The organism is Pseudoalteromonas sp. A25 (assembly GCF_009176705.1).
Lineage (GTDB): Bacteria > Pseudomonadota > Gammaproteobacteria > Enterobacterales > Alteromonadaceae > Pseudoalteromonas.
Map to the genome: position 1 here is coordinate 486053 of NZ_AP021846.1, position 25630 is coordinate 511682.

Annotated in this window: 33 protein-coding genes; 27 read left to right on the forward strand and 6 right to left on the reverse strand. The window is 42.9% G+C overall.

Annotation, left to right across the window (positions count from 1 at the left end):
* Positions 1-11: 11 nt before the first annotated feature.
* Positions 12-626 (reverse strand): LexA family protein, encoded by a 615-nt coding sequence (locus GDK41_RS02235; RefSeq protein ID WP_152084885.1) that lies wholly within the window; start codon positions 624-626, stop codon positions 12-14.
* Between the two features lie 179 nt (positions 627-805).
* Here GDK41_RS02235 and GDK41_RS02240 point away from each other — a divergent pair, with 179 nt between their 5' ends.
* From GDK41_RS02240 to GDK41_RS20180, 18 genes are all read left to right on the forward strand, one after another.
* Positions 806-1003, forward strand: coding sequence for a YdaS family helix-turn-helix protein (locus GDK41_RS02240; RefSeq protein WP_152084886.1), 198 nt, complete (start codon positions 806-808; stop codon positions 1001-1003).
* Positions 1004-1013: 10 nt separating this feature from the next.
* The gene (locus GDK41_RS02245) at positions 1014-1268 is read left to right on the forward strand and encodes a pyocin activator PrtN family protein (RefSeq protein WP_152084887.1); all 255 of its coding nucleotides are present in this window, start codon (positions 1014-1016) and stop codon (positions 1266-1268) included.
* On the forward strand, positions 1265-1510 hold the full coding sequence (locus GDK41_RS02250) for a hypothetical protein (protein WP_152084888.1): 246 nt from the start codon (positions 1265-1267) through the stop codon (positions 1508-1510). The genes GDK41_RS02245 and GDK41_RS02250 overlap by 4 nt, the downstream gene beginning before the upstream one ends.
* 5 nt (positions 1511-1515) lie before the next feature.
* Entirely contained in the window at positions 1516-3468 is a 1953-nt protein-coding gene (locus GDK41_RS02255; protein ID WP_232056553.1) for a replication endonuclease, read from the forward strand.
* Positions 3452-3631 (forward strand): hypothetical protein, encoded by a 180-nt coding sequence (locus GDK41_RS02260; protein WP_152084889.1) that lies wholly within the window; start codon positions 3452-3454, stop codon positions 3629-3631. The genes GDK41_RS02255 and GDK41_RS02260 overlap by 17 nt, the downstream gene beginning before the upstream one ends.
* Positions 3615-4079 (forward strand): hypothetical protein, encoded by a 465-nt coding sequence (locus GDK41_RS02265; protein WP_152084890.1) that lies wholly within the window; start codon positions 3615-3617, stop codon positions 4077-4079. The genes GDK41_RS02260 and GDK41_RS02265 overlap by 17 nt, the downstream gene beginning before the upstream one ends.
* A complete protein-coding gene (locus GDK41_RS02270) occupies positions 3988-4458 on the forward strand; it encodes a hypothetical protein (RefSeq protein ID WP_152084891.1) in 471 nt (156 codons plus the stop codon). The genes GDK41_RS02265 and GDK41_RS02270 overlap by 92 nt, the downstream gene beginning before the upstream one ends.
* The gene (locus GDK41_RS02275; RefSeq protein WP_232056506.1) at positions 4448-5236 is read left to right on the forward strand and encodes an ATP-binding protein; all 789 of its coding nucleotides are present in this window, start codon (positions 4448-4450) and stop codon (positions 5234-5236) included. Before GDK41_RS02270 ends, GDK41_RS02275 begins: the two co-directional genes overlap by 11 nt.
* A gap of 241 nt (positions 5237-5477) precedes the next feature.
* Complete coding sequence (locus GDK41_RS02280) at positions 5478-6287, forward strand: major capsid protein P2 (RefSeq protein ID WP_152084892.1); 810 nt, start codon at positions 5478-5480, stop codon at positions 6285-6287.
* Between the two features lie 12 nt (positions 6288-6299).
* Positions 6300-6626, forward strand: coding sequence for a hypothetical protein (locus GDK41_RS02285; protein ID WP_152084893.1), 327 nt, complete (start codon positions 6300-6302; stop codon positions 6624-6626).
* A 109-nt stretch (positions 6627-6735) separates the two neighbouring features.
* Positions 6736-6948: a hypothetical protein gene (locus GDK41_RS02290; RefSeq protein ID WP_232056507.1), complete on the forward strand. Its 213-nt coding sequence runs from the start codon at positions 6736-6738 to the stop codon at positions 6946-6948.
* 8 nt (positions 6949-6956) lie between these two features.
* Positions 6957-7310 (forward strand): hypothetical protein, encoded by a 354-nt coding sequence (locus GDK41_RS02295; protein WP_152084894.1) that lies wholly within the window; start codon positions 6957-6959, stop codon positions 7308-7310.
* Positions 7303-8274, forward strand: coding sequence for a hypothetical protein (locus tag GDK41_RS02300; RefSeq protein ID WP_152084895.1), 972 nt, complete (start codon positions 7303-7305; stop codon positions 8272-8274). Before GDK41_RS02295 ends, GDK41_RS02300 begins: the two co-directional genes overlap by 8 nt.
* Positions 8274-9791, forward strand: coding sequence for a hypothetical protein (locus tag GDK41_RS02305; protein ID WP_152084896.1), 1518 nt, complete (start codon positions 8274-8276; stop codon positions 9789-9791). The genes GDK41_RS02300 and GDK41_RS02305 overlap by 1 nt, the downstream gene beginning before the upstream one ends.
* Positions 9792-9841: 50 nt before the next feature.
* Complete coding sequence (locus tag GDK41_RS02310; RefSeq protein ID WP_232056508.1) at positions 9842-10246, forward strand: virion protein; 405 nt, start codon at positions 9842-9844, stop codon at positions 10244-10246.
* Positions 10239-10619, forward strand: a complete 381-nt coding sequence (locus GDK41_RS02315; protein WP_152084897.1) for a hypothetical protein — start codon at positions 10239-10241, stop codon at positions 10617-10619. The genes GDK41_RS02310 and GDK41_RS02315 overlap by 8 nt, the downstream gene beginning before the upstream one ends.
* Before the next feature lie 2 nt (positions 10620-10621).
* A complete protein-coding gene (locus GDK41_RS20175) occupies positions 10622-10783 on the forward strand; it encodes a hypothetical protein (RefSeq protein WP_172971532.1) in 162 nt (53 codons plus the stop codon).
* Positions 10777-10914, forward strand: coding sequence for a hypothetical protein (locus tag GDK41_RS20180; protein WP_172971533.1), 138 nt, complete (start codon positions 10777-10779; stop codon positions 10912-10914). Before GDK41_RS20175 ends, GDK41_RS20180 begins: the two co-directional genes overlap by 7 nt.
* 155 nt (positions 10915-11069) lie before the next feature.
* Here the strand turns inward: GDK41_RS20180 and GDK41_RS02320 are convergent, their stop codons facing one another.
* Positions 11070-11921 (reverse strand): pentapeptide repeat-containing protein, encoded by an 852-nt coding sequence (locus tag GDK41_RS02320; RefSeq protein WP_152084898.1) that lies wholly within the window; start codon positions 11919-11921, stop codon positions 11070-11072.
* 250 nt (positions 11922-12171) lie between these two features.
* Entirely contained in the window at positions 12172-13239 is a 1068-nt protein-coding gene (locus GDK41_RS02325) for a tyrosine-type recombinase/integrase (RefSeq protein WP_152084899.1), read from the reverse strand.
* A gap of 110 nt (positions 13240-13349) precedes the next feature.
* Here GDK41_RS02325 and dusA point away from each other — a divergent pair, with 110 nt between their 5' ends.
* The 7 genes from dusA (at position 13350) to GDK41_RS02360 (ending at position 18179) form a co-directional block, all read left to right on the forward strand.
* Entirely contained in the window at positions 13350-14360 is a 1011-nt protein-coding gene (gene dusA / locus GDK41_RS02330; protein WP_152084900.1) for a tRNA dihydrouridine(20/20a) synthase DusA, read from the forward strand.
* A 223-nt stretch (positions 14361-14583) separates the two neighbouring features.
* Positions 14584-15273, forward strand: a complete 690-nt coding sequence (locus tag GDK41_RS02335) for a PspA/IM30 family protein (RefSeq protein ID WP_152084901.1) — start codon at positions 14584-14586, stop codon at positions 15271-15273.
* 9 nt (positions 15274-15282) lie between these two features.
* The gene (locus tag GDK41_RS02340) at positions 15283-15486 is read left to right on the forward strand and encodes a PspC domain-containing protein (protein ID WP_152084902.1); all 204 of its coding nucleotides are present in this window, start codon (positions 15283-15285) and stop codon (positions 15484-15486) included.
* 14 nt (positions 15487-15500) lie between these two features.
* Complete coding sequence (locus GDK41_RS02345) at positions 15501-15824, forward strand: hypothetical protein (RefSeq protein ID WP_152084903.1); 324 nt, start codon at positions 15501-15503, stop codon at positions 15822-15824.
* An 85-nt stretch (positions 15825-15909) separates the two neighbouring features.
* Complete coding sequence (locus GDK41_RS02350) at positions 15910-16419, forward strand: copper chaperone PCu(A)C (protein WP_152084904.1); 510 nt, start codon at positions 15910-15912, stop codon at positions 16417-16419.
* A gap of 8 nt (positions 16420-16427) precedes the next feature.
* On the forward strand, positions 16428-17414 hold the full coding sequence (locus tag GDK41_RS02355; RefSeq protein WP_152084905.1) for a DUF2333 family protein: 987 nt from the start codon (positions 16428-16430) through the stop codon (positions 17412-17414).
* A gap of 3 nt (positions 17415-17417) precedes the next feature.
* Positions 17418-18179 carry a TIGR04219 family outer membrane beta-barrel protein gene (locus GDK41_RS02360; protein WP_152084906.1) on the forward strand — a complete coding sequence of 254 codons (762 nt, stop codon included), beginning with the start codon at positions 17418-17420 and terminating at the stop codon, positions 18177-18179.
* Positions 18180-18235: 56 nt separating this feature from the next.
* Here the strand turns inward: GDK41_RS02360 and GDK41_RS02365 are convergent, their stop codons facing one another.
* Positions 18236-19114, reverse strand: a complete 879-nt coding sequence (locus tag GDK41_RS02365) for a TIGR03899 family protein (RefSeq protein ID WP_152084907.1) — start codon at positions 19112-19114, stop codon at positions 18236-18238.
* Positions 19111-19539 carry a hypothetical protein gene (locus GDK41_RS02370; RefSeq protein WP_152084908.1) on the reverse strand — a complete coding sequence of 143 codons (429 nt, stop codon included), beginning with the start codon at positions 19537-19539 and terminating at the stop codon, positions 19111-19113. Before GDK41_RS02370 ends, GDK41_RS02365 begins: the two co-directional genes overlap by 4 nt.
* 292 nt (positions 19540-19831) lie before the next feature.
* On the opposite strand from GDK41_RS02370, the gene GDK41_RS02375 reads away from it, so the two are divergent.
* Positions 19832-22036, forward strand: coding sequence for a bifunctional diguanylate cyclase/phosphodiesterase (locus GDK41_RS02375; RefSeq protein ID WP_152084909.1), 2205 nt, complete (start codon positions 19832-19834; stop codon positions 22034-22036).
* Between the two features lie 95 nt (positions 22037-22131).
* A complete protein-coding gene (locus GDK41_RS02380; protein WP_152084910.1) occupies positions 22132-24312 on the forward strand; it encodes a YgiQ family radical SAM protein in 2181 nt (726 codons plus the stop codon).
* Positions 24313-24368: 56 nt separating this feature from the next.
* Here GDK41_RS02380 and dctP read toward each other — a convergent pair whose 3' ends face one another.
* Positions 24369-25430, reverse strand: a complete 1062-nt coding sequence (gene dctP, locus GDK41_RS02385; protein ID WP_172971534.1) for a TRAP transporter substrate-binding protein DctP — start codon at positions 25428-25430, stop codon at positions 24369-24371.
* Positions 25431-25630: the final 200 nt, after the last annotated feature.

Consider the following 25630-nt stretch of genomic DNA (forward strand, 5'->3'; position numbering starts at 1 on the left):
TTGTGTATCACCTAAAGCGACTTCCCTGTAAAAACAACCCTACCAACTAGCGTACAATTCCCATTAATTGGAATAAGTTGATCAGGCCAATTTGGGTTTAGCGCTTTTAAATATTTTTGCCCACCTTCGATAATGAGCTGTTTAAAAGTAGCTTGGTTATCATCATCTAGTCTAGCCACAACATAAGAACCGTGAACACAAGCGGCCTCAGGGTCGACAAATATCAGATCACCATCTTGGAACTTAGGTTCCATGCTCACGCCTTGTACTCTTAGAACAAATGCCTTTTCACTGCAATTTATTGGGCAAAGAAAGTGTTCAGCTTCTATTCTGCTGATTTCTTGAATATCAGCCCATGCGCCAGCTTGAACCCAGCTGATTAGTGGGAGTTTGCTTTTCAGTTCTGGTCCAATTGATGCGTTATCAAAGTCACCAACACCAAAACGCAAATACTCGGGCGTGCATTGCAGTGCTTTAGCAATGGCCTCTATGTTCCTAGGGTTTTTGGTCGTACCTTTTTCTATTTTTTGAATTGATGCCTGTGCTGAGTTAGTCATCTCGGCAAGTTGATACTGCGTCAGCCCTAATGACTTTCTACGCTCTCTAACTCTATTGGCAATATCCATATTCATTCCTATTGATTACTTTTATCACAAATAGTGATTTCTTTTTCTGATTATCACAACTTTTAGTAATTATCGTCAAACCTCTTTTAGTTGTTCTTATGATTACTTTTAGTAATCTGTCTATTGAAAAATCATTTTTGTGATCATATTATTACTTAAAGTAATCTTTAGGTGGTTTTATGTCGTTTATCAAAAAAGCCGTAGAGATAGTAGGTGGGCAAACTGAAATTGCTCGTTTGCTCGAAACCAAACAAGCAGTGGTTTGGCATTGGGTAAATCGTCACGGACAAGCCCCAGCAAAGTACATCAACAAAATTTCACAACTAACTAATGGTCAGGTCACGGTAAGTGAGCTGCTTTCTGATCACGAGAAATAAGGATATAGCGATGAATATGACTTTTGCGCTTTTAGCTCGTTTTAATAATCCAGTGATTCCACTAAGGGATGTGTGCAAAGAGTTTTTTGGTGTTAACCCCAAAACCGCTGAGCAGCATGCCAAAGCGGGAAAGTTGCCAATTCCTACATTTAAAATGCGCGATTCTGAGCGCGCGCCAACACTGGTAAATGTGAGTGATTTGGCTGATTACATTCAAACACAATACGACAGCGCCCGAGCTGAATGGGAGCGTGTCCAATCATGAGCCATACAGTTGTTGAAGTTGAAAAACTAATTACTGATCCAAGTCATTGGGAAGTTCAAGTAATGAAAGTACGGCAGCTACGTGAACAGATTAGAGCGCACCGAGTACAACGAGAGGTAGAGGCAAAGCGCCAAGAGCAAGAAAATCGGGCGCAGAGAAACGGCCAGCGTAGCAACTTATTACTTAAATCTGCTTTGGCGATGGCCGCTCGTAACCGTATAAATCAGCAGGTAGTGCTGTGAGTAATATGCCAGAATCCCGCTCACTTCCCATTTGCTGGGAGTTGGTCGGCAGTAACACCGAAGACCCCAAAATGCAGCCCATTACTATTACACGGGCTGCGCCTTATTGTTGGGGTAAGTTTGGTTTTGATAAAACTGCCGAGCAAGTGAAAGAGCGTTTGGCGCAAATACCTACCAATCGTTTGCGCCGAATTGCTGCGCGTGAATATGCCAAGCGCTTTAATTCTGAGAGTGCAAAAACTCCTGAGCGCTCAGCAAATATTTATCTGCGTAAAACCATTGAGCGAGTGAATGACATTGTAGAGCGTTCACCGCTTACTATCCGTGAATTGAACAGTAAAAAAGCGCGTAAAGATAAGGCTAAACAACTGGCTACGATTTGCCAGCAAATGGGTATTGTTGACTTTGATCACTCGATGACAGAGGAAGATTTAGAGCAGCTTGTGTTTGCGTGCTACATCGCAATGCACGACTTTACTTTGTCACAGGGTATCAAACCACCATACCAAGCAACATTTAACGCCGCTAAGTCCAAGTTAACAGAGGACGGTTGGCAACGTTGTAATACTCATTTGCTAGCAGACCGATTAGAGCGAGGTATTCGCCGTATGGAGTGTGACAAATGGTGGCTACGCAAGCTTGAACGCTTACGTGATACCACATTAGAGCACTTGAATATCACCATGGGGCAGGTCAGAAAAGGGATCTCACCATATGCTAGTAAAGATGCAGTTCAGGAGTTCCGCCATAGTAAAAAATCACAAGCCGAGTGGGTCGAATCGATGCAGCTTGAAAGCGAAGACGGTGACACCATCGACTTAGCTAAGGTGTTTGAAGGGTCAATTTCCAACCCAGAGATCAGACGCATCGAAATGATTGTTCGTGTTCGTGGTTACAAAGAGTGGGCAGAAGAAAAGGGCATGTCCTGCATGTTCTACACGATTACTGCGCCGTCTAAGTATCACGCAAACAGTGCGAAATATAACAACGCATCACCGCGAGAAACCCAAGAGTATTTGGTAAAGCAATGGGCCAAGGTTCGTGCTGAATTATCTAAGGCCAAAATCAAAATATTCGGCCTACGTATTGTTGAACCTCACGCGGATGCAACGCCGCACTGGCATATGGTGCTATTCATGAATCCAAGTGATGAGCCTATTGTTACAAAAACAATGCGCCGCTACGCCATGCAACATGACGGTGATGAAGAAGGCGCAGCTAAAAATCGTTTTGATGCTACGCCTGAAGACAAAAGCAAAGGCGATGCGGTTTCCTACATCATTAAATATATCTCTAAAAACATTAACGGCGCACACATGAATGATATGTACGATGACGAAACAGGTCAGCCTATTGAACCTGAAAACGGCATTGTGATGAATGTAGCCGCTTGGGCAAGCCGTTGGCGTATTCGTCAATTCCAGTTTATTGGTGGTGCGCCTGTTGGTCTTTGGCGTGAGTTTCGCCGAGTCCCAAAGGATTCTGTTGAAAAGCTATCAGAGATCGCCAAAGAGATATTCGAGGCAGCAGATAACAGCCGCTTTGCTGAATTTATAGAATTGCTGGGCGGGGCGCTAGGCGAGCGTGAGTGCCCTGTAGAGCTAGCCAAAGAGCTTAACGGCACAAACGATTATGGCGAGGACAAAACCCGTGTAGTCGGCATTGTTTCAGGTGGGGTGACTTATGTAACTAGAGCCACGCAGTGGCTTTTAAAGAAGCGCGACAGCGATTCACCTTGGAGCACTGGAAATAACTGTAATACCCAAGCCCATGATTGGCAGGTCGGGCACGGGGACAAATTAAATCCCATCGTTTTAATTCCCCCTGAGCATCGCGAAGCAGTGATGCGAGGGGCAACTTACCAAGAAACAGACGAAATCAACCAAACCGTGACTCATTATTGGGTCAGCGGTGGTCAGCTAATGCAGGAGTCAATGAGTTATGCAGCACATAGTTAGGTCAATCAAAGACAAAATCGAACAAGCGAAAAAGTTACCAGCTTTTAAAGCGGGCAAAAAAACCGAGATAGCAGAAAACGCATTGGATGAAACCGTTTCACTGCTATCAGAAATGGTCAGCCGAATAGAAATACTGGAGGCGCAATATGGCGAAATCGAGTAACGAGGAACTAGGTGTAATTGAATGCGATGGCTGCGGCACGTTCGCTAGCATTCGCCGCCGTAAAAACGGCAGAAAGCTTTTGTACTTGCACTGCAAAAATTGCGGATTAGACCAAAGAAGTGGAGCGAATCTACAAGCAAAATGGACCAAAGCAATAAGCCAGCAAGACCAGCAACCACAAGCTTTGCAAAGCGAAAAGAGCGAACCTCAACAAGTTGCGGTTTGCCATACCCCAGCCCCTGACGAATGGGCACCAACATTTGAGCAAAACACTAGCGAATTAGGAGCAAACGAACATGCAAGAACAAGCGAACCCACTACCGAACGAAATGCAGAAAACGCCGATAGCGACAGCAATGGAAGATTTAACCTATGGGGCTGGCTCGCCATCGGGGCAATCGGCGTTGCAGCATTCGCCACAGGTGGAAGAGTACAGCCATCTAGATAAGTTTACCGCTGACGCTAGCGATGAGCCCGAAGTCGGCGAAGTGGCTGAGTCGGAAGAAATGACCGACAAAGATATTAGCGCCCTTGCGGGTTTTGGTGTGTCGTCATTGGCTGATTTTATTGAGTCCACAATAGAAGCACCTGTGACCATCGACAACGACACCCGAGAAGTAATAACACAAAAGGCTACACCAGTAGTACGCAAATATTGCAAAGGAGGAATGCCGCCGTGGCTAGCTCGTTGGAAAGAAGAAATCGAACTTGGTCTTGTGCTTGGTACTGCGGCAATCTCGCTATTTAAGCAAGTAAAAGCGTATGAAAAAGCCAATGCTGACAATGAAAGCAATAGCGAAAAACAGGAGGTAGTTAGTGCCCATTAATCCTAACAATGCTTTAAAGGCAAAGCATGTTTGTTATCTGGCAGGAACAGGCGGCGGTAAAACAACCGCCGTTAAACTGTTTGATCTGGTTGGTGAGCAGTGCGCTATTTTCGATTTGTACGGTGATTACAAATACGATGGCCGCAAACGAGGCCACTTTAATGGCTTGGGAGGGCGTGCGGTTTACCATTTTAAAACCAGAAAGCAGTTTGCCCTAGCATTCGTTGAAGCGTGGCGATCGGGTAAAAAATTTGTGGTGGCGTACAGCCCTGAGTTCCCTAAATCACTCAAAGGCGAACAGCTCAAAAAAGCCAAGCAGAGCGAACTGTATTGGTTTGGTCAACTAATGTGGGAAGCGGCGGACGGCAACCGCGAATTGCACATAGTGATAGAAGAGCTAGCTAAACTAAGTGACACCGTGGGTAAAGACGATTCAATTATTGGTGAGTTGGCAACTGGCGGGCGTAAATTTGGTGTTGTTCTTCATACTGTTTTCCAACGTTCGCAAGAAGTACCTAAGACTATCTGGAACAACTCACCGCGCAAAGTACTGGGTGCACAAGAGGCCCAAGCGGATGCTAAACGGGTAGCAGTTGAGTTAGATGCCGAGCTAAGAGACATATATCAATTGAGCAAACTCAATGCTCATTATGAAGATGAGCGCCTTTATTATTTGATGAAATATAAAGGCGGTATCGGCAACATTGAGCCAAAAGTCATCGATTTACGGACAGGTAAAGCCAAAAATCTTACCTTTGAACAACTCCGAGCCGCATAAAAAAGCAACAAAAAGAGCGGGAATTTCGCTCTTTTCGCTCCCCCTATAGCGAAAAGCGTTGTACAGCGGAGCGAAACGGCTGATTTATTACTTAGCGATTTTTTCAACCATACAGGTAAATCGCATGATTAATAAAACAGTTTTAACGTCCGTTGGTGTCACCTTGGGCGTACTTGCCGTACTAAGTAACGTTCGTGCACTGCGTTCTATTAAACGCACAATTGTAGGTTAAGGGGGCGCTATGTTAGAAGTTTCTCCGCTTAATAATCTAACAGGTGTTGCCGCTGGCGGTAGTGTGTCGTTAACGCTGCCCGTTGGTCGCACCTACGAGAAAATTCACTTTGAATATTCTGGTGTAACGCCTGCGCAAATCAAAAACTTACGTGTTGAACTACAAGGCCGCACATTAACAGAATACGGCACACTGCAAGACCTGCTAGATGAAAATGCTTATTTCAAGCGTGAGCAAGCTGCAGGGTATGCAACGTTGCACTTTGCCCGTCCTGAGATCCAAGGTGTTTTAAATCCATCGCTGGTAGAGCAGCGCTTTTTTTCACTTGGCACAATGGGCTTGTCTATTGCGCAAATTAAATTTGATATTGCCCAAGATGCGGCGGCACCCGTGATCAAAGCTTTTGCAGAGAAGTCATCACCAAGCGCACCTGGCTGGTTATTCAAACGTCGTACGTTCCGTTACAACTTCGCTGTGGGTATCAATGAAATTGAAAATCTACCGCGTCCACTGGGTGCAAAAATTGCGTTGATCGAAATTAAAAAGGCGGGGGTGGATTCTGCCGAATTTCTTGTGAATAACGTGAAATGGCGAGATCACATCCCAGCCCCGTTACACAAACACCACCTTAAACAACGCGGTCGTTCACCTCGTGCTAATACCCATGCAATTGATCTGTTTTTATCTGGCGATGTGTTTAGTGCATTGGCACTAGATAACAGTATTAACGATATGCGCTTACGTGTTGAGGCATCGGAAGCGGGTAGCGCTGAGGTAGTCGTTCACTACTTTGACGATTACGCAAAATCAACATTCTAAGGAGGTTGAGCTATGCAACCAGAGGGAGCGCCAACGATGGCGGCAACAAACACCGGTGGTGGCTTTTGGGATGGCGCGAACTCATTTTTGGGAAACGCGCTAAAAATTTGGGGCGATTACGAGAAAGTTAAAGCGGTTAAATCGTCCAACGGTGTCACCCAAAAAGAGCACATGAATACAGCCGAGCTAGACAATGGCGCGGCCGTACTTGTGGACGCTCCAAAAACTCAAACGGCGCAGCCAAAAGAGCCGATGGTATTCGGTTTACCACAAAAAACTTTGCTGTATGGCTTTGGCGGGCTGCTGGCAGTGGCTTTAGTGATGAAGGCAATAAAATGAACAATCCAAAGAACTTGAAATACTTTGCGTATGGAGTGGCTATCTCAGTCGTCGGTGCAATCATGGCGGACTATGTTCGTGATTGGATACGTGACAGGGAGCAAGCCTAGTGTTTGGTGCAATGTTAGGCGCAACTGGGGCAATGCCTAGCCTGACCAATGGGGCGGGTAGCCCAATTAGCTCGGGGGCAACGTCAGGAACTGGCGACCAAACGCAGTCAATAGGCTTTACGGGCGGCAATATCAATTTTGGTGGTGATAACAACCAATTGTTGATTATTGGTGCTGTGGCCTTTGCTGCATTGTACTTGTTGAAAAAATAGGGGGCGGTATGCGTATCGTGCACATTAGTGAAATTGATCATATTCAATCTGCGGCTGCAAATGACTTCGAAGTGATAAAAGCCGAAGTGGTGCAAGGTCTAGCGGTCTTGGTTGAGTTTGACAGTTGCTATTGCGTGCTTCGCCATGACCGTGATGGGCTTTGCGTTGTGTGTGCACAGGGTAAGAACCTGTTATCTATAGCACCATACATTGTGGCGCTGGCACGCTATATCAAAGCCCCCTCTATTGTGTACCACACAAAACGCAAGGCGTTGAAACGTTTATTGTCGACCTATTCATTTGTTTACGAGGCGACAGACGAAGACGGCTATGCAATTTATAGGATGGCTTTAAATGGGTAGTAAATCCAGAAGCAGATCAAGTCAGACCACGAACAATACCAGTACGAGTATTGGGGTTCATGGTGATAACAATGGCTATATTACCAACGGCGATGGTAACACTTACAACATAACACAAACCGATCACGGTTTAGTTGGCGCGATTCAATCTATTGGCGGCAACATGGCCGATGCCAGTATTGCAGGGTTCGATACCGCCAGTGATATGACACGTGATGGCTTTGGCTTCGCGAGCAATATCAACCGTGATTCGCTCGACTTCGCGGGTGACACCTTGGAAGATTCGTTTAGTTTTGGTGAAGAAGTGATAACCCAAGCTGGCGGGGCAATGACTGACGCCATGGTATTTGGTGAGCGCGCTTTAGCTCAAATGGGCGATACCAGTCGCGATGCTGTAGTGCTCAGTGAAAATGCAATGGGCATTACCAGTGACATTGCCACAGACAGTATTGACGCTCAAAACGCACTGACCCGTGATGCAATCAATGAAAACAGTGATCTAGCGCGGGAAGTGATGGCCATATCAGCGGGTATTAATAGCGATGTGGTGGGTTTTGCAAGCGATACGCTTGGCACCACAGTTAATGCGCTAGGTGAAGCTAATGCACATATTTCCGATGTGGCTAGCGATTCAATGCACAACTCAGCACAACTGGCAAGCATGACTATTGATACTGTTGACAATACCAACGCAAGAATGACTGACGTTGCTGTGTATTCGATGGATAACGCATCTAATTTGGCAAAAGACTTGGGCGCACAGTTTATTGAGGCAACTAGCGAATCACAGCAGAAATTTAGCGACCAAACAATTTTGGCGCACAGGCAGGCGTTACAGTTCGCTGATCATGCCAGTCGTTCGGACGGCCAGCAACTAGCTATCAGCACCAACAAAACTATGATGTATGTGTTCTTGGGCTTGGGTAGCATGGGGGCTGCAGCTTTACTTTTTAGGGGTAGGTAATGTTATTAAGAAAGCAGCTAGAAGCTAATTATATTACTGAAATTAATGCGGTGGGTCAGTTTATTAAATTGGTGAACTGTGAAAACAAGGTCAAGCTGCGAGCTACTCGCAGTGGTAACACAGTGATTGAAACTGAGATACGCGCAGGCTTTGAGTTACAGACTGCAGAGAGGTTTGACTTGCTAGTTTTGAACTCGGATGTGGAGCAGTCTATTGATATTTGGGTTTCTAAACACTCACTTAAATATGATGCGCCAGCAGGTGGCAGTAACCGAGCGCTGAGTTATAGCGCTGAGCATTATGGTGGTACACAAAAAATACTGCCATTTGAAGCAAGTAGAATGGCCGTGACATTATTCAGTGATACCCATGATTTTTGGTATGGTGGAGAAGGGTGTACACCTGAGACTGGTATTCCTGTACGAGCTGGTGTTGAAAAGAAAATCAACTCTTCATCGGAGGTGTTTGTATCGATTGATGAACCGCCGCTTTATATTTCTGGGAGTACATACAACACCATTAATGAATTAGATGGTGGTGCTGGCCGATACGATGGCGGTTATGGTGAGGAGTTGCCAGAATATACTGCTACTGCAGTGACGGCAAATGCTCTTTATATTCCTGAGCGACATATCAGCCAATATCGAAATTACGGCACTATTCGTATTTCTGAAACTGGAGCGAAGTTACTTAATGTAACTGGTGATATTAGAGATATTGTGGTGATGGACTACGACAAGGATAAAGTCGCGATGTTGTATGACAATGGCATCATCATGGTTTATGAGTCGGGTAATAAAGTTGCGGAATACAATACGCTCTATGCCAAATCCCCCCTCAATTGGAAAAAACTCATCTATGACGGTGAGCGGTTTTATGCATATCACTGGGGTGAAGAGGCAATGAATTGGTACACTCCCAGCGATACATCTGCGCCTGTTTTTTGGTTGGCATTAGACCGTAACCTGTTCATTAGAAAAACATTTTATGATAAAGATACAAACAGAGTGTTAGCGATTTGCAATAAAGATGGGCATCAATTCATTTATGACATCACTGGCGCATCAGGACTTTGTGAATCATTTCCACATGCACTAGGGCAAGATATTAACGGTTCACTAGGCAGTATTATTACCTTTCCAGATATGCGCTTTAGTAGCACCCATATTACCGCCTATGCAGGTGGTAAAGGGTTGGTGTTTAATCGTCAATCTGGTGCGATCACTGAGCTTATAAATATTCAATTTGTGTCCGCACAATCTCGAGGGGTAATCTATGTGATAAAAGATGGCAAGCAACTTATATCTGAAGATGATGGTCTGACATTCTCACCAATTCCTAATGACACAACTGATTTTGGTGGTGGGGTGGTGTTTGGCACTTTCTCGGGTAGCAAGTTTGTTACATATCCACTGACTAAGAACGTAGATGGTACCTATAAAGCAAGGATATACGACACTGTGGTGTCACAGGCCAGTGCTATTTCAAAGCTCAGGGTATTTAAGGAAATGAAGTAGTGAAAATGCAGTATGTTTGGCTATTCGTTTTATCTCTGGGAGTTTACTTTATGGCAACTAAACAAACTACGCGGGGGATCCGCAACAAGAACCCACTCAATATTGAAGCGGGTGAAAATTGGCTAGGGCTAGTTGGCACAGATGGGCGCTTTGCTATTTTTGAAAGCGCCGAGCATGGCATTCGTGCGGCGGCTCGTATCTTAAGAACCTATGCCGCTAAATATGGCATTGCGGATATTGCAGGCATTATTAGCCGATGGGCACCACCAACAGAAAACGACACTGCCAATTATATTGAGTTCGTGTCTAAGCGGGTGGGCGTAGATAGCAAAAAGCCATTGTCACCAAACGAGTACTCAAAGGTTATTGAGGCCATGATAGTAATGGAAAATGGTGAGCAACCTTATACGGCTGAACAAATTCAGCGCGGCTTTGAATGGGGGTTTTATGGGTAACTTTATTAGCAAAAACCTCAGTCTATTGCTCACAATTGGCGGTCTTTATTACGTTTACAAATATATTGATAGCGGTTCAAAGTCTTTTACCGAGCCGCTTGGCAACTTGCTAGCTAAGCTGCAATTTAAAGTGAATGGCTCGCATGATATCAAACGCGAATGGGCGGGCTTTTTCCTTGATAGGTCTAAGCTGGATTTTAGCTATAAGGTAAAGGATGAGCTGTGGCTTGAAGCCATCTTAAAGTTAAATCAACACAACCAAGAGTTAGTAGACACCATCTTTGATGCTGATATGCGCTTGCGGCCTGAGTACCAAGTATTGCTAGACGGCGAGGTGTCACCACAAACCATAGCAACCGTACAAGCGAGGTAACCATGAGCGATAGCGCAATTTTAGGCATTTTAATACAAGCGGGCGTGGGAATTGCCACCATTGCCACCATCAAAACAGACGTTAAGTGGATGAAAGATACGTTTAAAGAAGAACTGAAATCAATCAAAGAGCGGCTAACAAAATTGGAGGACAAGCGATGTTAGGGATATTCAGCAAGTATGTGTTAACAAGAATTTGTATTTATACCGCAGAGCGTTTAGCAAAGCGCTCTGATAATAAGTTGGATGACCAAATTGTGGATGTGGTAAAACAGGCGCTTGGCGTGAAGATTTAAAAAAGTGAAGAAGGGGCAAAAGCCAACTTTCCTTATCATTTTAAAGAACCGGTTTAAAATAAATTCTTGACAAGGAAAAAATAATTTTTTAAATTAAAAGCAGATAGGCTGTTGTGCGCTCTTAGAAGAGTTTAGGGTTCAATTCCCTATCTATCCTAACTAATCTTCATTTCTGGTTTTCTCTTCTTTAACTCTTCTATAATACTTTTATCTGCTTTCAGATAATCTATACACTTAGCTCCAAGTAATGCATTATAATTTAGATTGCTACACTCTTTTAAGTTTGCATTCTTCAAATTGGCGTTTGTAAAAGTTGTTCTTTCCAGATTACATCCTCTCAAATCCGCACTCTGTAAATTGGCACTATCAAATTTCGCCCTAACCAGATCAGAATTCATAAAATTCAACCCAACCAGAGTAGCAGACTTAAAACTTACATTTTTAAGGTAACTACCTGTTATTTCTGAATTCCTAATTACTGACTTACTAAAATCTGCAGAGTTAAGCTTTGAATTTTTAATTTTTAAATTAAAAACTTGACAATCCATGATTTTCAAACCGAATAAGTTGGAATGTTCAAAGGATATATCTTTAATCCTAGTTTTTTTATTAATTATTAGATCTGTGACATCTATTTTATATATTTTATTTTTATTTAACCTCTTAATGATGTTGACCTTCTTCTTTAGATATATATTGTCAGTTAATGTATTAAAATCGCACAAGTTTTCTAGATCTCGATCTATTGATTCTCTTTTTTGTCGATAGGTGTCCATCCAAACAAAAATAAGACCGAGAACGAAAATATCAAAAACTAAACCATGAGCTTCAACAAGTACATTCTCCCAAAAAGATTTATCGTAAAGTCCTAATGTTGTATTAGGAAAAATAAATGAACTCACTTGTGGCCAAAACGCAGTGATAAGGAAAACAATTAGCGCTGTGGCTACAAATAAAGTTAATGCTGCTCTTAATGGGGTTTTAGTAATAATTGAAGAAATGCTCACTAGTTATCCTTTTTATAAAAAGTTTATAGCGAGCGATAGGAGTGTTTTTTCGCTCGCAATTGCTCCCTTCTTATTCTTCCACATTAATATTAATTTAATCAACTCTCGGACTGTCTTATTACTTACTCAAATGAGGTAAAGTGGCATAGGTGATCAATAACTTAGTAGGTTGCTTTCCACTTAATAGAAGAAGCTTTTAAGTCATAGCTACAAAAACAATATTTTACTGAGTTGCTACTGCTATTTTGACTTATTTCTTCTCGTGCAACTTATGCGGAAACAGTTGCGTATAAACCTGCCAAAGAATATTTAAATTCCTGTGCCCCGTAACTTGGGCCACTTCCTCAATCGTATAGCCCTTTTCAAATAAGCGGCTGGCCCCTTCGCGGCGCAGGTCGTGATAGCGTAGATCTTCAATGCCCAGCTCATTGCGCACTCGCTGAAATCCTGCGGTCACGCTACGTGGGTTATGGGGGAATATACGCTCATCTATTTTAGGTTGGCGTAGCGCTATATCAAACGAGCCACCTAACAAAGGCACGATCATGTGATTGCCTGCTTTTTTACGGGGGTCTTTTCTGTCTCTGACCATGACTGTTTTATGTTCGGTGTTTAGGTCATCCCAAGTGATTTTGCATACTTCGCCAATACGCATACAGGTCAGCAAACTAAAGTCTAAAATATCAAGGTAAGGTATGCGCTTAGTGCTATTAGGGCGAAACGCCATGCGCTTTTGTAAGCCTTGGCGAAGCCGTTTGAGTTCTTCGCTTGTGGGGCGGCGTGTGCGTTTTTGGCTTTTACCCACTAAGCCCATTTTTATTAGAATTGGCACAGCATCTTCAAATATTTGATAATTTGCGTCTACGTTCCAAACGGGGTTGGCTTCTTTCATCACTGAGCGTAAGTAAGCTATATCATGATAAATCGTTGCAGGGCTTGCGCCCGCATCTCGGCGATTAGTGCAATGCTCTATTAAGTCACTTACTTTGAGTTCGTTGGATCGGATTTTGGCAATATCACAATCCATCAGCATTTTTATCACGTACTGTTTAGTACGGCCTGTTCTACTCCACAGGTCGTGATTTTCAAAATACATATTGAGCAGGGTGCCTAGGGTGACGATGTTTTTCTTTTCGGTCACCCTTTGTGATTCAAGTTCATATACACGTTTTTTGCCCCATGTATCGGCGAGTGCTTTTGTGCTGAATGTTTTGCTTTCATTGTGTATAATCTTGCCTTGGCTTTTCTCGCGGACTATACATTTATAGCGGAGTTCGCCTGAGCTAAGCTTGCGTTTTTCGATTCTAAAACCAGCCATAGGAATTCCCTGTAAGTTACTGAATTGTCCTACCCGTTTGGGGTGATTTGAGGGTGACTTTATACCGAATTTTGTGGAAATTCAAGGCGATCCAGAGCACTAGAGGTACTATGCAAAATCCAGTTAAATCAAGCGGTAACCCAGTAAATACAAGCGATTCGGCGTTTCGTCGCTTTTCCGTTGCGCCTATGCTGGATTGGACTGATAAACATTGTCGTACTTTTCATCGAAAGTTAACTAAGCATGCAGTGCTGTATACAGAGATGATCACCACAGGCGCGATATTGTTTGGCAAAGGTGATTATTTAAGCTTTGGTGAGCATGAAATGCCAGTTGCACTGCAACTGGGTGGTTCGGACCCAAAAGCTTTGGCTGAGTGTGCAAAACGTGCCGGTGAACATGGTTACAGTGAAATTAACCTAAACGTAGGCTGCCCGTCAGACAGAGTACAAAATGGGCGTTTTGGTGCATGCTTAATGGCTGAGCCGCAATTAGTTGCTGAATGTGTTGGCGCAATGAAAGCACAGGTTGATATTCCGGTTACGGTTAAAACACGTATTGGTATTGATGAGCAAGATTCTTATGAGTTTTTGACTGCCTTGATTGAGGCTTCGGCCAAAGTTGGTTGTGACGATTTTATTATTCATGCCCGTAAAGCGTGGTTACAAGGTTTAAGTCCAAAAGAAAACCGCGAAGTGCCGCCGCTAGATTATCCGCGCGTGTATCAGTTGAAAAAAGACTATCCAGAGCTGCATATTAGCATTAATGGCGGCGTGAAAACGCTTGATGATAGTCTTCACCATTTAGCGCATATAGATGGCGTTATGGTAGGACGAGAAGCTTACAGTAACCCTTTTATGCTCTCGCAAGTTGATGAGCTTATTTATGGCGATGAGGCGTTTTTACAAACTCGTCATCAAGTGGTACGCAGTATGTACGATTACTTTGAGCAACAGATGTCATCTGGAGCAAACTTTTGGCATATCGCTCGTCACATGTTGGGTATCTTTCAAGGTCAACCAGGAGCTCGGGGCTTTAGAAGACACTTATCTGAAAATGGCCACAAAAAAGGCGCAGATATTAGCGTTATGGAAAAAGCACTCAGCTTTGTACCAGAATAATACTCGCTCAGTTACTTTAGCTCATTAAAAAAGCCGCTTTTATTGCGGCTTTTTAGTGGTCAAAATACGCAATTATTGGTTTTTTAAACTACTATTTAACTTGAAAGTCTGTATTGGAAAGGTGTGTTTTTTATATAAGGTTATGAATTTTAATTGGTTTTATTTTTTGGCATAGAGCTTGGAATAAGATAGTTAAACCAACGCCTATGCAAAGGAGCAGAACATGGCCTTAATTAATCGAATTGAAGACTTAATCAAATCAGAAGTAAATGCGTTTTTAGATAAAGCAGAAGATCCTCAAAAATTAGCAGCACAATTATTGATTGATTTAAATGACGCGTTAAGTGAGTGCCGTAGCACTGCAGCAGCTATTATTTGTGAACAAAAAGCACTAGAGCGCCGTCAAGCAAATCAACAAAAGCAAATCGATATGTGGCAGCAAAAAGCTGAGCATGCACTGAGTAAAAATCGTGAAGACCTAGCCAAAGCTGCGCTAAAAGAGAAGCAACAACTTGTAGATGCAGGACTGGCGTTAGAGCAGCAAAAGCAGTCTTTAGATGAAACCTTAACCAAGTTGAAGGGCGATGCTGATACGTTAGCGAGCAAAATCCACACACTAAAAGCGAAGCAACAACAGTTTGAGCGCGCTCACAGAACAGTAAATGCGCAATTGAAGTCGCGCAGTGTATTACACAGCCAAGAAGTTGAAAATGTACTCGCTCGTTTTGGGCACTTAGAACATAAGGTTGAGCGTATTGAAGCTCAAGTGGAAAGTTATGAGTTAGGTCAAAGCTCTACAGCACAGCAGTTTGAACAGTTTGAGCGAGACGAAAAAATAGAGGCTGAATTGGCGAGCTTAAAACAGCAAATGCAGCAAAAAAGCGCGCAAGTAAGCGCGCAAGTAAGCGCCTAGGAGTGAGTTATGAGTATTTATCGTGAGAAAAAAGCTTATTTTCGTGATTTAAGAAATAAAAAGCTAGCGGGCGTATGTGCGGGTATTGGGCAGCGCTTTGATATACCTATTTGGTTAACTCGAGTACTTACCGTACTACTATTTTTAAAATTTCCGTTGATGGTCGCTATGGCGTACGGCGTTTCATACGCTGTGCTGCCGAGCAAGTCTTAACAGGAGGAGATACAATGAAAACCGCATTTTTAGTTCTTATAGCACTGTTGATCTGTTCTACATTGTCTTGGCTTAACTCTCCTTTGGCATGGTTGAGCGTACCTGATTTTGTAATGGAGTTAAGTTGGGTCGGAATGGAACTATTTACAGTACTTGTTGGCGCAATTGCTTTTATAGCGATTATTGCACTACTAGGAATGGGGTTGATTGGTGCGATATTGGTAGTGCTCATTGGGCTAGTATTAGCGCTGCTATTTAACTCCATTGTTATTGTTTTTCCACTACTGTTGTTAGTGGGCGTTGGCTGGTTAGTTATGGAGCCTAAATCGGCTTGTTAGTTACCTCAAACCATAATTGGTTGGCGCGAAACTGCTTAATTCATGTTATGATTTAAGCAGTTATTGCTTTGGTCAAGGAAAGTATATGTTTTCAAAATATTTAGGAATCTTTGTTGTTACCACGCTTATTTTATTCCCCAGTTTCGTATTTTCAGAGCATGCTCAAGTACAAAATAAGCAGCTTAGTCTAGATGTAAGTAATGCAAACATTCGCCAGTTTTTACCAGCGGCTAAGTCGACTGCAGCATATTTCTTTTTAGCTAACCACAGTAACAGTGAACGGGTGTTAAAAAGCGCATCGATTTCAAAAATAGGTCGCGTCGAAATGCATGAGCATGTTCACCACAACGGCATGATGCGTATGCAGCAAGTGAGCGAAGTGATTATCTCGGCGCATGATAATGTGGCCTTTAAGCCTGGTGGATACCACCTTATGGCTTTTGAGCCAACACAAGTACTGAAAAAAGGTGAACAGCTCACATTGACACTATACTTTGCCAACGGTGAGCAGTTGCAAAGCCCGATTAAAGTGATCTCTTTACAAGATGAGATCAAACAAAATGGGCATGACCATTCACAACACAATCATCATTAGGAGCCATTATGCAGCAACATATAGGAAAGTTTTTTGGTGCACTCGGTGCTTTTATTTTTTTAGGCTATTTACTCGCTGTCTATTGGAGTGTAGAACCTGATGAGTTTGATGTTGTAGCCAGAGCAACTGAGCAAGCGCAACGCAACAACGAGAAAGTAGTGACAGGGTATGTAACCACCAATACGCTGATCAGTGTAAGCGAAACGTTATTGAATAAGCCTGGGGGCTACTTATCAAACGATATGCTGCCACCCAGTGTGCTGATGGATAATATGCCTGCATGGGAATACGGCGCACTAGAGATGGTCAGAGATCTTGCTTTGTCGATGCGTAAAGACTTTAGTCGCTCGCAATCGCAATCAACTGAGCATCCAGAGCTAAAAATGGCACAGCCACAGTTTAATATCAGCTCAACAGCGTGGGCATGGCCAAGTGCTGAAGGTGAATACCAACGAGGTATTGATTATTTAAAAGAGTACCGAGCAAAGATTGCCAGTCCTGCTGAGCGAGATAGCCAGTTTTATGCTAGAGCAGACAACCTACGAGGATGGCTGAAAGAAGCTGAAAAGCGATTAGGTAGTTTAAGCCAACGACTAAGTGCGAGTGTTGGTCAAGATAGAATGAATACTGATTTAGCCGGAGATAGCGCCGCTAATCAGGCTACTTACGCGCCTAGCCACAGTGAAATAAAAACTTCATGGTGGAAAATCGATGATGTTTTTTACGAGTCTAGAGGCGCAAGCTGGGCACTGCTGCACTTTTTAAAGGCCATAGAGCATGATTTTGCAGATGTTTTAGCTAAGAAGAATGCAGCAGTGAGTTTGCAGCAAATTATTCGCGAGTTAGAAGCAACGCAAGAATCGGTGTGGAGCCCAATGATTTTAAATGGTAGTGGCTTTGGACTGGTTGCTAATCATTCGTTAGTAATGGCAAACTATATCTCAAGAGCTAATGCCGCTCTTATTGAACTCAGTGAACTTTTAGCGCAAGGATAAACAATGAAAAAATACTGTATCGCAGCCGCGTTGTCGATGGCTTGTCTTGCACCGGTTGCTCAAGCAGATACATTGCTTGGTTTGTATTTAGGAGCAGAAGGGTGGCAGGCAGATAACTCTGGTAATTTTGCTGAAAAAGGGAATGCACAATCGTTTAATTTTGACGATGAGACGTTTTCAAGTTATTACGCCGCCCTTGAACACCCGATCCCACTCGTGCCTAACATCAAACTACGTTACACCGAACTTGAATTGAGAGGTGCAACCACTTTATCAGAAACGTTTGAGTTTGACGGCAAAAACTTCACCGTTGGTACGGCTGCGAATACCGTCACAGACTTAAATCATGTTGATTATACTTTGTACTATGAAGTGTTTGACAATGATCTTGTTTCTTTTGACTTTGGTCTTAACTTAAAGCAGTTTGATGGTTCTATCAGGCTAGACGGTACCGTTGAGGGAGTACAAACTACTGAAGTTCGTGACTTTTCTGGATTAGTGCCTTTGGGGTATTTACGCGCTCAAGTTGGTCTACCTATGACGGGCTTTAGTGTGTTTGCTGAAGGCAGCATGTTGGCCATCGACGATAGTAAGATCCAAGATTATCAAGTGGGTGTGGCGTGGGAAATAATCGGCAGCATGGCAATGGATGTGTCTGTGCGTGCGGGATATCGCTCTGTCGTGTTAGAGCTTGATGACGTGGATGATATCTCTACTGATATCGATGCTTCAGGGCCCTTTGCCGGCGTTGAAATTCATTTTTAAGTGTTGATAAACATGTATATTGTAAAAGGCGGCAATTAAGCCGCTTTTTTTAATGTTTAACTCCAATGACACTCAAACTCGTCGCTTAATGCATGCTCTAATTGTTGTTTGTATTTTTTATTAATGGGAGAGCTTACGAGCTTTTTTAACTCATCGCCAGTTTGTGTGAGCTTGTAGTAGCTAAGCACCAGTTCGTTATGTTTAGGGGTTAACGTGAGCTTTTTACTATGAAAAGAAAATTGTATGGGTTGACCTTGCTTCAAACTAGCTGATTCGATCTCTTTTCTATAAATCAAATTTATATCCATTAAAGTGAGGATATTTGGAAAGCTTAAGCCCGCAACTCCCAAATTGATTGACTCTTTATTGCCTTTTCTAAGCAAGTCGAAAAACGATGGCTTTTTATAATAGCCGAGCAATATTAAGTAACTATCTTCTTTTTCAAGATAACCACACAAAGCCGCACATTTTTGTAAAGCCGACGCCTCTCGTTGCGTCATTTGTTTGAGTGTTTGTAAACTCTTCACAGAGAACGTACCGGGAGACACCGTCTCGCCGACCAGAATTTTTGCCCACAGCTTTTGCATATTTTGGTTGGCAATATCTTCTGCTAAATTAATGAAATGCTCTAACCAGTCGGGATCCGGGCGTCCTTGGCTTGTTACATCGGGGCAAACACTCAATGCAAAGGCTGTGATCTGTTCTATGTTATGTTGGCGTTGTATTTTATTTAGTTGTTGGCGTTTTAAGGCGCGTTTGAGGATGCTGTCATCACTACGAACCGAGTATTGGATAGGCATTGTGCCTTTAGCACTGTAACTGTTATCTGAGCCACTACGAGTGCCAAAGTCGCGGCTTTTGACCATTGTGAAACCAAGTTTTTCTTCTATCAAAGTAGCTAAGCTTGCTTTAGCTTGGGCATTTTTTACACTCATATCGCTGCTCGTAATTTAAGTTCCGTTTGTAAATTATTAAATGCTGAAATAATCAGTTGTCGTAAATTATACTCAAGGTAAAGCGCCGCATAGCCGCCTAATAGTGTAGAGTTTATTGTGCCAGAAATCTGCCAAATTACAGTAGTAGATTGATCTTGCTGCACAAACCGCACTTGCCCTTGAGCGCTATGTTCATTATTGAAAAGCACCGAAAAATGTATTCCTTGTGGAGTTTGTTTCGTAATTGTTAGCTCCACTGTGGCTAGTTGATGTTCAATACTTGCGTGCGCGCCAATACCTTGGCTTGGGCTGGAAAAATACAGTTGCTGCGATTTACTGATGCGCTGCCATGCCATCAATTCAGACCAGCGCCTTAAGTCAAGTAATGAAGATAGCTGGGTTTTATCAGTGGTTGAAAATGTCATTTGTTGCTTTAATTGATATTTATGAGGCAAAAGTAAGCCAGTCACCACAAACAACAAGGCGGCCAATAGTAAGGCTTTTATTACAATAACGAAGGTTTTAATACATAACTCCTAATGCAATATTGCTGACATCTAACACGCAAGTGTTTGAACATCGTCTATAATATTTCATGAGTGTGAATGAAATTTATATCTTGTAGTAAAAATGTACCACAATTCGTATGATGGTAAACGACTTAGTAAACCTAAGCTTAGAACAAGCAAAATAGAGTATTGCATTGAAGGGTAGAAAATGGCGTCTGAGCAAGATGATTTTTTGTTTTTAGATCATGATGAAGATACGCAAGAAGTAGAAGTTGCAAGCGCCGCTTGGGACATCCTTATTGTGGATGATGATCCTGAAATCCATTCAGTAACAACGTTAGCGCTCTCAGGTGTTGAATTTTGGGGGCGTTCACTATTTTTTCATCATGCTTACAGTGGTGCTGAAGCCATAGAAAAGTTAATTCATAACCCAGAAATTAGCGTGATGTTGTTAGATGTTGTTATGGAAACCGATGATGCAGGGTTAACCGTAGTTAAACGTGTTCGTGAAGAATTAAAAAATAATAATGTGCGTATTATTTTACGAACTGGTCAGCCAGGCCATGCACCTGAAGAACAAGTGATCAGAGATTACGATATCAATGATTACAAAATGAAAACGGAATTAACGCGCAGCAAACTAGTCACCTCGATGATGACTGCGGTTCGTTCGTATAGTCAAATTTGCGAGTTAGAAGCGCAAAGTTTAGCGCTGAGCTCAATTTTGGAAGCGTGCAAAGGCATTTTGGGACATAGCGACATACGTTCTTTTAGCTTGGCGGTAGTGACGCATCTGGCAAGAATTTTAGGCAGTGAACCCAACGGCATAGTGAGTGGGCAGCTTGGCAATGATAAGCGGGTAACGGTGCTTGGTGGTACAACTCAGTTTCAAGATTCGTTTGGGGAAGGGTTAGAGCAGCTAGATAACGGGCGCGTGATCATGCAAGTGCAAAACTGCTTTGACAGCGGCGAGCACCAGCGTACAGAGCATGACATCACCGTTTTGTTAAAAGGCAAAAACCGTAGTGCCGCTATTTATTTAGAATTAGACGTACAGCCAAGCGAGTCGCAACTGCAATCTATGGAAGTGTTTTTAGCCAATGTCAGTGTTGGCTTAGATAACATAAAGCTGTTTAATGAACTTCGCGATGTGGCATATAAAGACCCATTAACTAAACTCCCTAATCGAGCTTGCTTTACCGAGCAAATCGCGAAATATTACAAATCGACTAACAGCGATTTATTACTGATTTTAATCGATATTGCACAGTTTTCAGACATTAATAATGGCTTAGGGCAAGAGGTTGGTAATCAGTTACTTATTGCGGTGATGACCCGCCTCAAGCAAGAGTTTCCACAAACAGAGTTTTTAGCACGTATCGGTGCCGACGTATTCGCCATGCTGCTGCCAGCACATGCGTTTGATGAGCGTTTATTTATGGATAGTTTATTAACGCCTTATCAGGTAAATGAGCATGTGTTATCCATTCATTTTAGAGTGGGTGTGTGTGAACAGGGAGATTTTGCTTCAAGTGGTTTAGATACCCTTAAACTGGCTTACATAGCGCTAAACCAAGCCAAGCAAGAAAATAGAGCGATTGGTCGTTATACACCAGATTTAGAAGAAAAGATGGCTTGGAAGTTAGGGTTGATACGTCAGTTAAGACAAGATTTTGAGCATCGCAAGTTAGAGGTTTGGTATCAACCGCAGCTGTGTTTTAAAACACTTGAAGTGGTGGGCTGTGAAGCGTTGTTGCGTTGGCCATCAGGTAATGGGCGTTATATCTCTCCAGGTATTTTTGTACCACTGGCTGAAAATGCAGGGCTCATTGTTGATATTGGGCAGTGGGTGCTTGAGCAGGCATGCGAGCAGCAAAAGAAATTAGCGCAGATGGGCAAAGAGATTAGTATTGCTGTTAATGTGTCGGTTCCACAGTTTAAAGTACCAAATTATGCACAGAGTATTAAAAATACTCTGCTTGAATACAAAGTAGAGCCAAAATATATCGAACTTGAGGTAACTGAAAGTGTTGTTATGGATGAAGTTGGGGCTGTGATTGAAACACTCAGAGAGCTAGAAGAGTTTGGCATAGAGGTGGCAATAGATGACTTTGGTACTGGGTTTTCGTCATTGAGTTACCTGCAGACACTCCCTTTTTCACGATTAAAAATTGATAGAGCATTTATAAAAGATATACCTCAAAACGATTCGGGGGCTATCGCTGAGTTAGTTATTTCACTTGCGCGTCACCTAGGTAGGAAAACGATAGCCGAAGGGGTTGAAACACAAGAGCAAAGTGACTTCCTACGTAAAATGGGATGCGATGAAGTGCAGGGCTTTATGTATGCCAAGCCAATGCCCAGCGATGAACTGATGAACTTTTTAAGAACGTATAAGCCCAAAAGTACCTAGAGGGCTTGGCCCCTCTAGCGATTACTAATTTATGGTTTGTGGTGAGATGTATTTGAGCTATAATTCGGCTCTTTTTTATCCTCTAGGCAGTCACTATGAGCACACTCAAAGCTGAACGTCCGTTATTCTCCTACCCAAAATACTGGGCTGAGTGTTATGGCACAGCACCATTTTTACCAACTACTCGCAAAGAAATGGATGCATTAGGCTGGGATAGCTGTGACATAGTGTTAGTGACGGGGGATGCGTATGTGGATCACCCCAGTTTTGGCATGGCGGTAATAGGGCGCGTGCTTGAAGCGCAAGGCTTTAGAGTTGGTATTATTGCCCAGCCGCAATGGTCGAACAAAGATGCCTTTATGAGCCTTGGCAAACCGAATCTATTTTTTGGTGTTACGGCGGGTAATATGGACTCGATGATCAATCGTTATACCGCCGAAAAACGCATGCGTCATGATGACGCTTATACGCCAGGTAATATCGGTGGAAAGCGCCCGGATCGCGCGGTTGTGGTCTATAGCCAGCGTTGCCGTGAGGCCTATAAAGATGTGCCATTGGTGATTGGTGGTATTGAAGCGAGTTTAAGACGTATTGCACATTATGATTATTGGCAAGAAAAGGTACGTCGTAGCATTATTTTTGATGCCAAGGCAGATATTCTCATTTATGGTAACGCCGAACGCCCGCTGGTGGAAGTTGCCCATCGGATAGCCAAGGGCGACAGTATTGACGATATTCAAGATGTTCGCGGTACCGCGGTTATTCGTAAAACACCTTTACCACAATGGCGCGGGAGCGATTCTACGGCGATCGATAAAGTCGGTAAAATTGACCCCATTCCAAATCCCTATGGCGCTGATGATGTTGGGTGCAGCAAGTCAGAGTTTGCTAAAGCTGGCATAGATTTATCAGCTGATGCGGCCAAGCCAATCATGGTACAGCCTCCGCGCTTAAAGCCTTGGGAAAAAGTATATGTAAAACTCCCCGCTTTTGAGCAGGTGAGTGTCAATAAACCACTGTACGCTCATGCTTCTCGTATTTTGCATCAAGAAACAAACCCTGGATGTGCAAGGGCGTTGTTTCAGCGTCATGGCGATCGTTACGTGTGGGTTAACCCGCCTGCTTTCCCACTTGAAACCGAAGAGATGGATGCTGTATTTGGCCTGCCATATCAACGTGTGCCGCACCCAAGTTATGCTGATGCTAAGATCCCCGCATATGAGATGATCAAAACATCGGTTAATATTATGCGAGGTTGCTTTGGTGGCTGTAGCTTTTGCTCTATTACTGAGCATGAGGGTCGTATTATTCAAAGCCGTTCAGAAGAGTCTATTCTTGAAGAAATTGAACAGATCCGAGATAAAGTTCCGGGCTTTACTGGGGTGATTTCTGACCTAGGTGGACCGACTGCCAATATGTATAAGTTACGCTGTAAGAGTAAAAAGGCAGAAAGCACTTGTCGTCGTTTATCTTGTGTTTACCCTGATATTTGTAAACATATGGACACTGATCATACTCCAACAATTGAGCTCTATCGAAAAGCACGCGATGTAGAAGGGATAAAGAAAATTCTGATAGCGTCAGGTGTGCGTTATGACTTGGCTATTGAAGACCCACGTTATGTTAAAGAGTTGGTCACGCATCACGTTGGTGGTTATTTAAAAATTGCGCCAGAGCACACAGAGCAGGGACCTTTATCTAAAATGATGAAGCCTGGAATGGGAACTTACGATAAATTCAAGGCGTTGTTTGATAAATACTCTAAAGAGGCCGGTAAAAAGCAATATCTGATACCTTACTTTATTTCTGCTCACCCAGGCACAACAGATGAAGACATGGTCAACATGGCGCTGTGGCTAAAAGCCAATGATTTTAAACTAGATCAGGTGCAAAATTTTTACCCGTCGCCTATGGCAAATGCCACGACTATCTATCACACAGAAATGAACTCATTGCGTAATATCAAAAATAATAAAGAGCATGTGAGTGTGCCTAAAGGCGCGCGTCAAAGAAGGTTGCATAAAGCCATTTTACGTTATCATGATCCATCAGGTTGGCCGATGATAAGAGAGGCTTTACGAAGCATGGGTAAAGCTAATCTAATCGGTAAGGGTCCTAATTGCTTGGTGCCCGAAGAAGGAAGGGCTGAAAAAGGGCAACGGCCAAATAGAGCTAAGTCAGGGCGTGCGGCTTTGACACGTCACACTGGTTTTAGCCAGTTCAAAAAAGCCAATACCAAGCCAAAGGTGTCGAGTAACAGGCAAAGAGCTAAGTAACCATCAGAGCTTAGTTAATCGAATTGAAAAGGGCCATTGTGCCCTTTTTGCGTTTTTTAGTTGTGCGCCGCATCATAAAATTTGCTAAATAACGCCTCATCCCCCAGCAAGTTTTGTTTAAATGAGCGCCATTGCGGAAGTTGATGGCCAGCTTTTGCATGCCATTGTGCTATTTCATCAACCGAAGGCGTGTAGAACTGTGTGCCAAGCTGTTTTAAAGCTAATTCACAATATTGCTCTACACGCGGGATCTGCGCCAAATGTTCATGAAAGGTTTTTTCAGACGCATCTAATAAGGCTTGTCTCAATTTAGAGGGAAGTCCATTAAACCAAGATTGATTTACTACCAACAACCAACCGTCTTGAACGCTCTTAATTTGTGAAATAACGCCTAAATGTTCTTTTAAGTTACCCGGACCATTAAAAAGTCCGACAACAGAGGGGTCAAGTGCTTCAATGCGGCCTCCTTTAGCTAAAGTGGCAGCCTTTTTCCAAGGCACTCTGACCGCGGAGGTGCCGCACAAATCGTAGAACTGTTGCAGCACTTTACTCGCTGGTATCCTAAATACTACGTCATGCATATCATTAGGAGTTTTTATGGTTTTTCCATAGTGCTTGGTTGAAGTAGCGGTACGGGTGCCGGGTAAATAATGCATTAAAATTTGCAACTTCCCTTGCTGATGAATTTTGTCGATAATTTGCTCTTGCCAAATTTTAGAGGATAGTAGCTTTAGATAATTATGTCGCTCTGAGCACCAAAATGGAATATTTAGAATATCCAGTGCGCTAAGAATTGGTGTGAGGTTTGATACGGAGATAAGCGCACCATGGATAGATCCTCTAGCAACTAAAGCAGTCAACTCTGTACCGACTCCTAATGCACCCTTGTGAAAAATATCAAAATATATTTTTTCGTCACTGAATTGCTCTATATTTTTTTTAAGCTGTTGATGCATATGTGGGCATGAGCGCCATTGCTTTGTATCGTACGGTGATGCAAAGATCATCTTTGCAAAGGCCTTATTACACTTTTCAAGCTCTGAGCCGCTTTTTTTATTACAGTGCTCTTTCGCCATGATAGGCATAGGTAGAGCAAGCCCAGCACCTAGCAAGGCCATATTTTTTGTAAAGCTCCTACGCGTTTTGTTAATCCTGTTGCAATATTTATCTTTATCTAGGGTCATACTGCTTACGACACTTACTGAGTAGTTATATAAGCTTAGCAGAGAAGTTACCGACATTGGTGTTGAGTGGTTTATTTACTAAGCTTAAATGCATAACCCATTGTTGAGAGTGTATTTGTGCAAATTTCACAATC

What these genes read in the sequence shown, in the direction of transcription:
- GDK41_RS02270 (WP_152084891.1), top strand. Translation starts at nt 3,988, where the DNA reads ATGGAAGATTTAACCTATGGGGCTGGCTCGCCATCGGGGCAATCGGCG.
- GDK41_RS02295 (WP_152084894.1), top strand. Translation starts at nt 6,957, where the DNA reads ATGCGTATCGTGCACATTAGTGAAATTGATCATATTCAATCTGCGGCT.
- GDK41_RS02360 (WP_152084906.1), top strand. Translation starts at nt 17,418, where the DNA reads ATGAAAAAATACTGTATCGCAGCCGCGTTGTCGATGGCTTGTCTTGCA.
- GDK41_RS02365 (WP_152084907.1), bottom strand. Translation starts at nt 19,114, where the DNA reads ATGAGTGTAAAAAATGCCCAAGCTAAAGCAAGCTTAGCTACTTTGATA.
- GDK41_RS02325 (WP_152084899.1), bottom strand. Translation starts at nt 13,239, where the DNA reads ATGGCTGGTTTTAGAATCGAAAAACGCAAGCTTAGCTCAGGCGAACTC.
- GDK41_RS02345 (WP_152084903.1), top strand. Translation starts at nt 15,501, where the DNA reads ATGAAAACCGCATTTTTAGTTCTTATAGCACTGTTGATCTGTTCTACA.
- GDK41_RS02370 (WP_152084908.1), bottom strand. Translation starts at nt 19,539, where the DNA reads ATGACATTTTCAACCACTGATAAAACCCAGCTATCTTCATTACTTGAC.
- GDK41_RS02250 (WP_152084888.1), top strand. Translation starts at nt 1,265, where the DNA reads ATGAGCCATACAGTTGTTGAAGTTGAAAAACTAATTACTGATCCAAGT.
- GDK41_RS02335 (WP_152084901.1), top strand. Translation starts at nt 14,584, where the DNA reads ATGGCCTTAATTAATCGAATTGAAGACTTAATCAAATCAGAAGTAAAT.
- GDK41_RS02300 (WP_152084895.1), top strand. Translation starts at nt 7,303, where the DNA reads ATGGGTAGTAAATCCAGAAGCAGATCAAGTCAGACCACGAACAATACC.
- GDK41_RS02350 (WP_152084904.1), top strand. Translation starts at nt 15,910, where the DNA reads ATGTTTTCAAAATATTTAGGAATCTTTGTTGTTACCACGCTTATTTTA.
- dctP (WP_172971534.1), bottom strand. Translation starts at nt 25,430, where the DNA reads ATGGCCTTGCTAGGTGCTGGGCTTGCTCTACCTATGCCTATCATGGCG.
- GDK41_RS02305 (WP_152084896.1), top strand. Translation starts at nt 8,274, where the DNA reads ATGTTATTAAGAAAGCAGCTAGAAGCTAATTATATTACTGAAATTAAT.
- GDK41_RS02260 (WP_152084889.1), top strand. Translation starts at nt 3,452, where the DNA reads ATGCAGCACATAGTTAGGTCAATCAAAGACAAAATCGAACAAGCGAAA.
- GDK41_RS20180 (WP_172971533.1), top strand. Translation starts at nt 10,777, where the DNA reads ATGTTAGGGATATTCAGCAAGTATGTGTTAACAAGAATTTGTATTTAT.
- GDK41_RS02265 (WP_152084890.1), top strand. Translation starts at nt 3,615, where the DNA reads ATGGCGAAATCGAGTAACGAGGAACTAGGTGTAATTGAATGCGATGGC.
- GDK41_RS02280 (WP_152084892.1), top strand. Translation starts at nt 5,478, where the DNA reads ATGTTAGAAGTTTCTCCGCTTAATAATCTAACAGGTGTTGCCGCTGGC.
- dusA (WP_152084900.1), top strand. Translation starts at nt 13,350, where the DNA reads ATGCAAAATCCAGTTAAATCAAGCGGTAACCCAGTAAATACAAGCGAT.
- GDK41_RS02285 (WP_152084893.1), top strand. Translation starts at nt 6,300, where the DNA reads ATGCAACCAGAGGGAGCGCCAACGATGGCGGCAACAAACACCGGTGGT.
- GDK41_RS02235 (WP_152084885.1), bottom strand. Translation starts at nt 626, where the DNA reads ATGGATATTGCCAATAGAGTTAGAGAGCGTAGAAAGTCATTAGGGCTG.
- GDK41_RS02355 (WP_152084905.1), top strand. Translation starts at nt 16,428, where the DNA reads ATGCAGCAACATATAGGAAAGTTTTTTGGTGCACTCGGTGCTTTTATT.
- GDK41_RS02255 (WP_232056553.1), top strand. Translation starts at nt 1,516, where the DNA reads ATGCCAGAATCCCGCTCACTTCCCATTTGCTGGGAGTTGGTCGGCAGT.
- GDK41_RS02310 (WP_232056508.1), top strand. Translation starts at nt 9,842, where the DNA reads ATGGCAACTAAACAAACTACGCGGGGGATCCGCAACAAGAACCCACTC.
- GDK41_RS20175 (WP_172971532.1), top strand. Translation starts at nt 10,622, where the DNA reads ATGAGCGATAGCGCAATTTTAGGCATTTTAATACAAGCGGGCGTGGGA.
- GDK41_RS02240 (WP_152084886.1), top strand. Translation starts at nt 806, where the DNA reads ATGTCGTTTATCAAAAAAGCCGTAGAGATAGTAGGTGGGCAAACTGAA.
- GDK41_RS02315 (WP_152084897.1), top strand. Translation starts at nt 10,239, where the DNA reads ATGGGTAACTTTATTAGCAAAAACCTCAGTCTATTGCTCACAATTGGC.
- GDK41_RS02375 (WP_152084909.1), top strand. Translation starts at nt 19,832, where the DNA reads ATGGCGTCTGAGCAAGATGATTTTTTGTTTTTAGATCATGATGAAGAT.
- GDK41_RS02380 (WP_152084910.1), top strand. Translation starts at nt 22,132, where the DNA reads ATGAGCACACTCAAAGCTGAACGTCCGTTATTCTCCTACCCAAAATAC.
- GDK41_RS02245 (WP_152084887.1), top strand. Translation starts at nt 1,014, where the DNA reads ATGAATATGACTTTTGCGCTTTTAGCTCGTTTTAATAATCCAGTGATT.
- GDK41_RS02340 (WP_152084902.1), top strand. Translation starts at nt 15,283, where the DNA reads ATGAGTATTTATCGTGAGAAAAAAGCTTATTTTCGTGATTTAAGAAAT.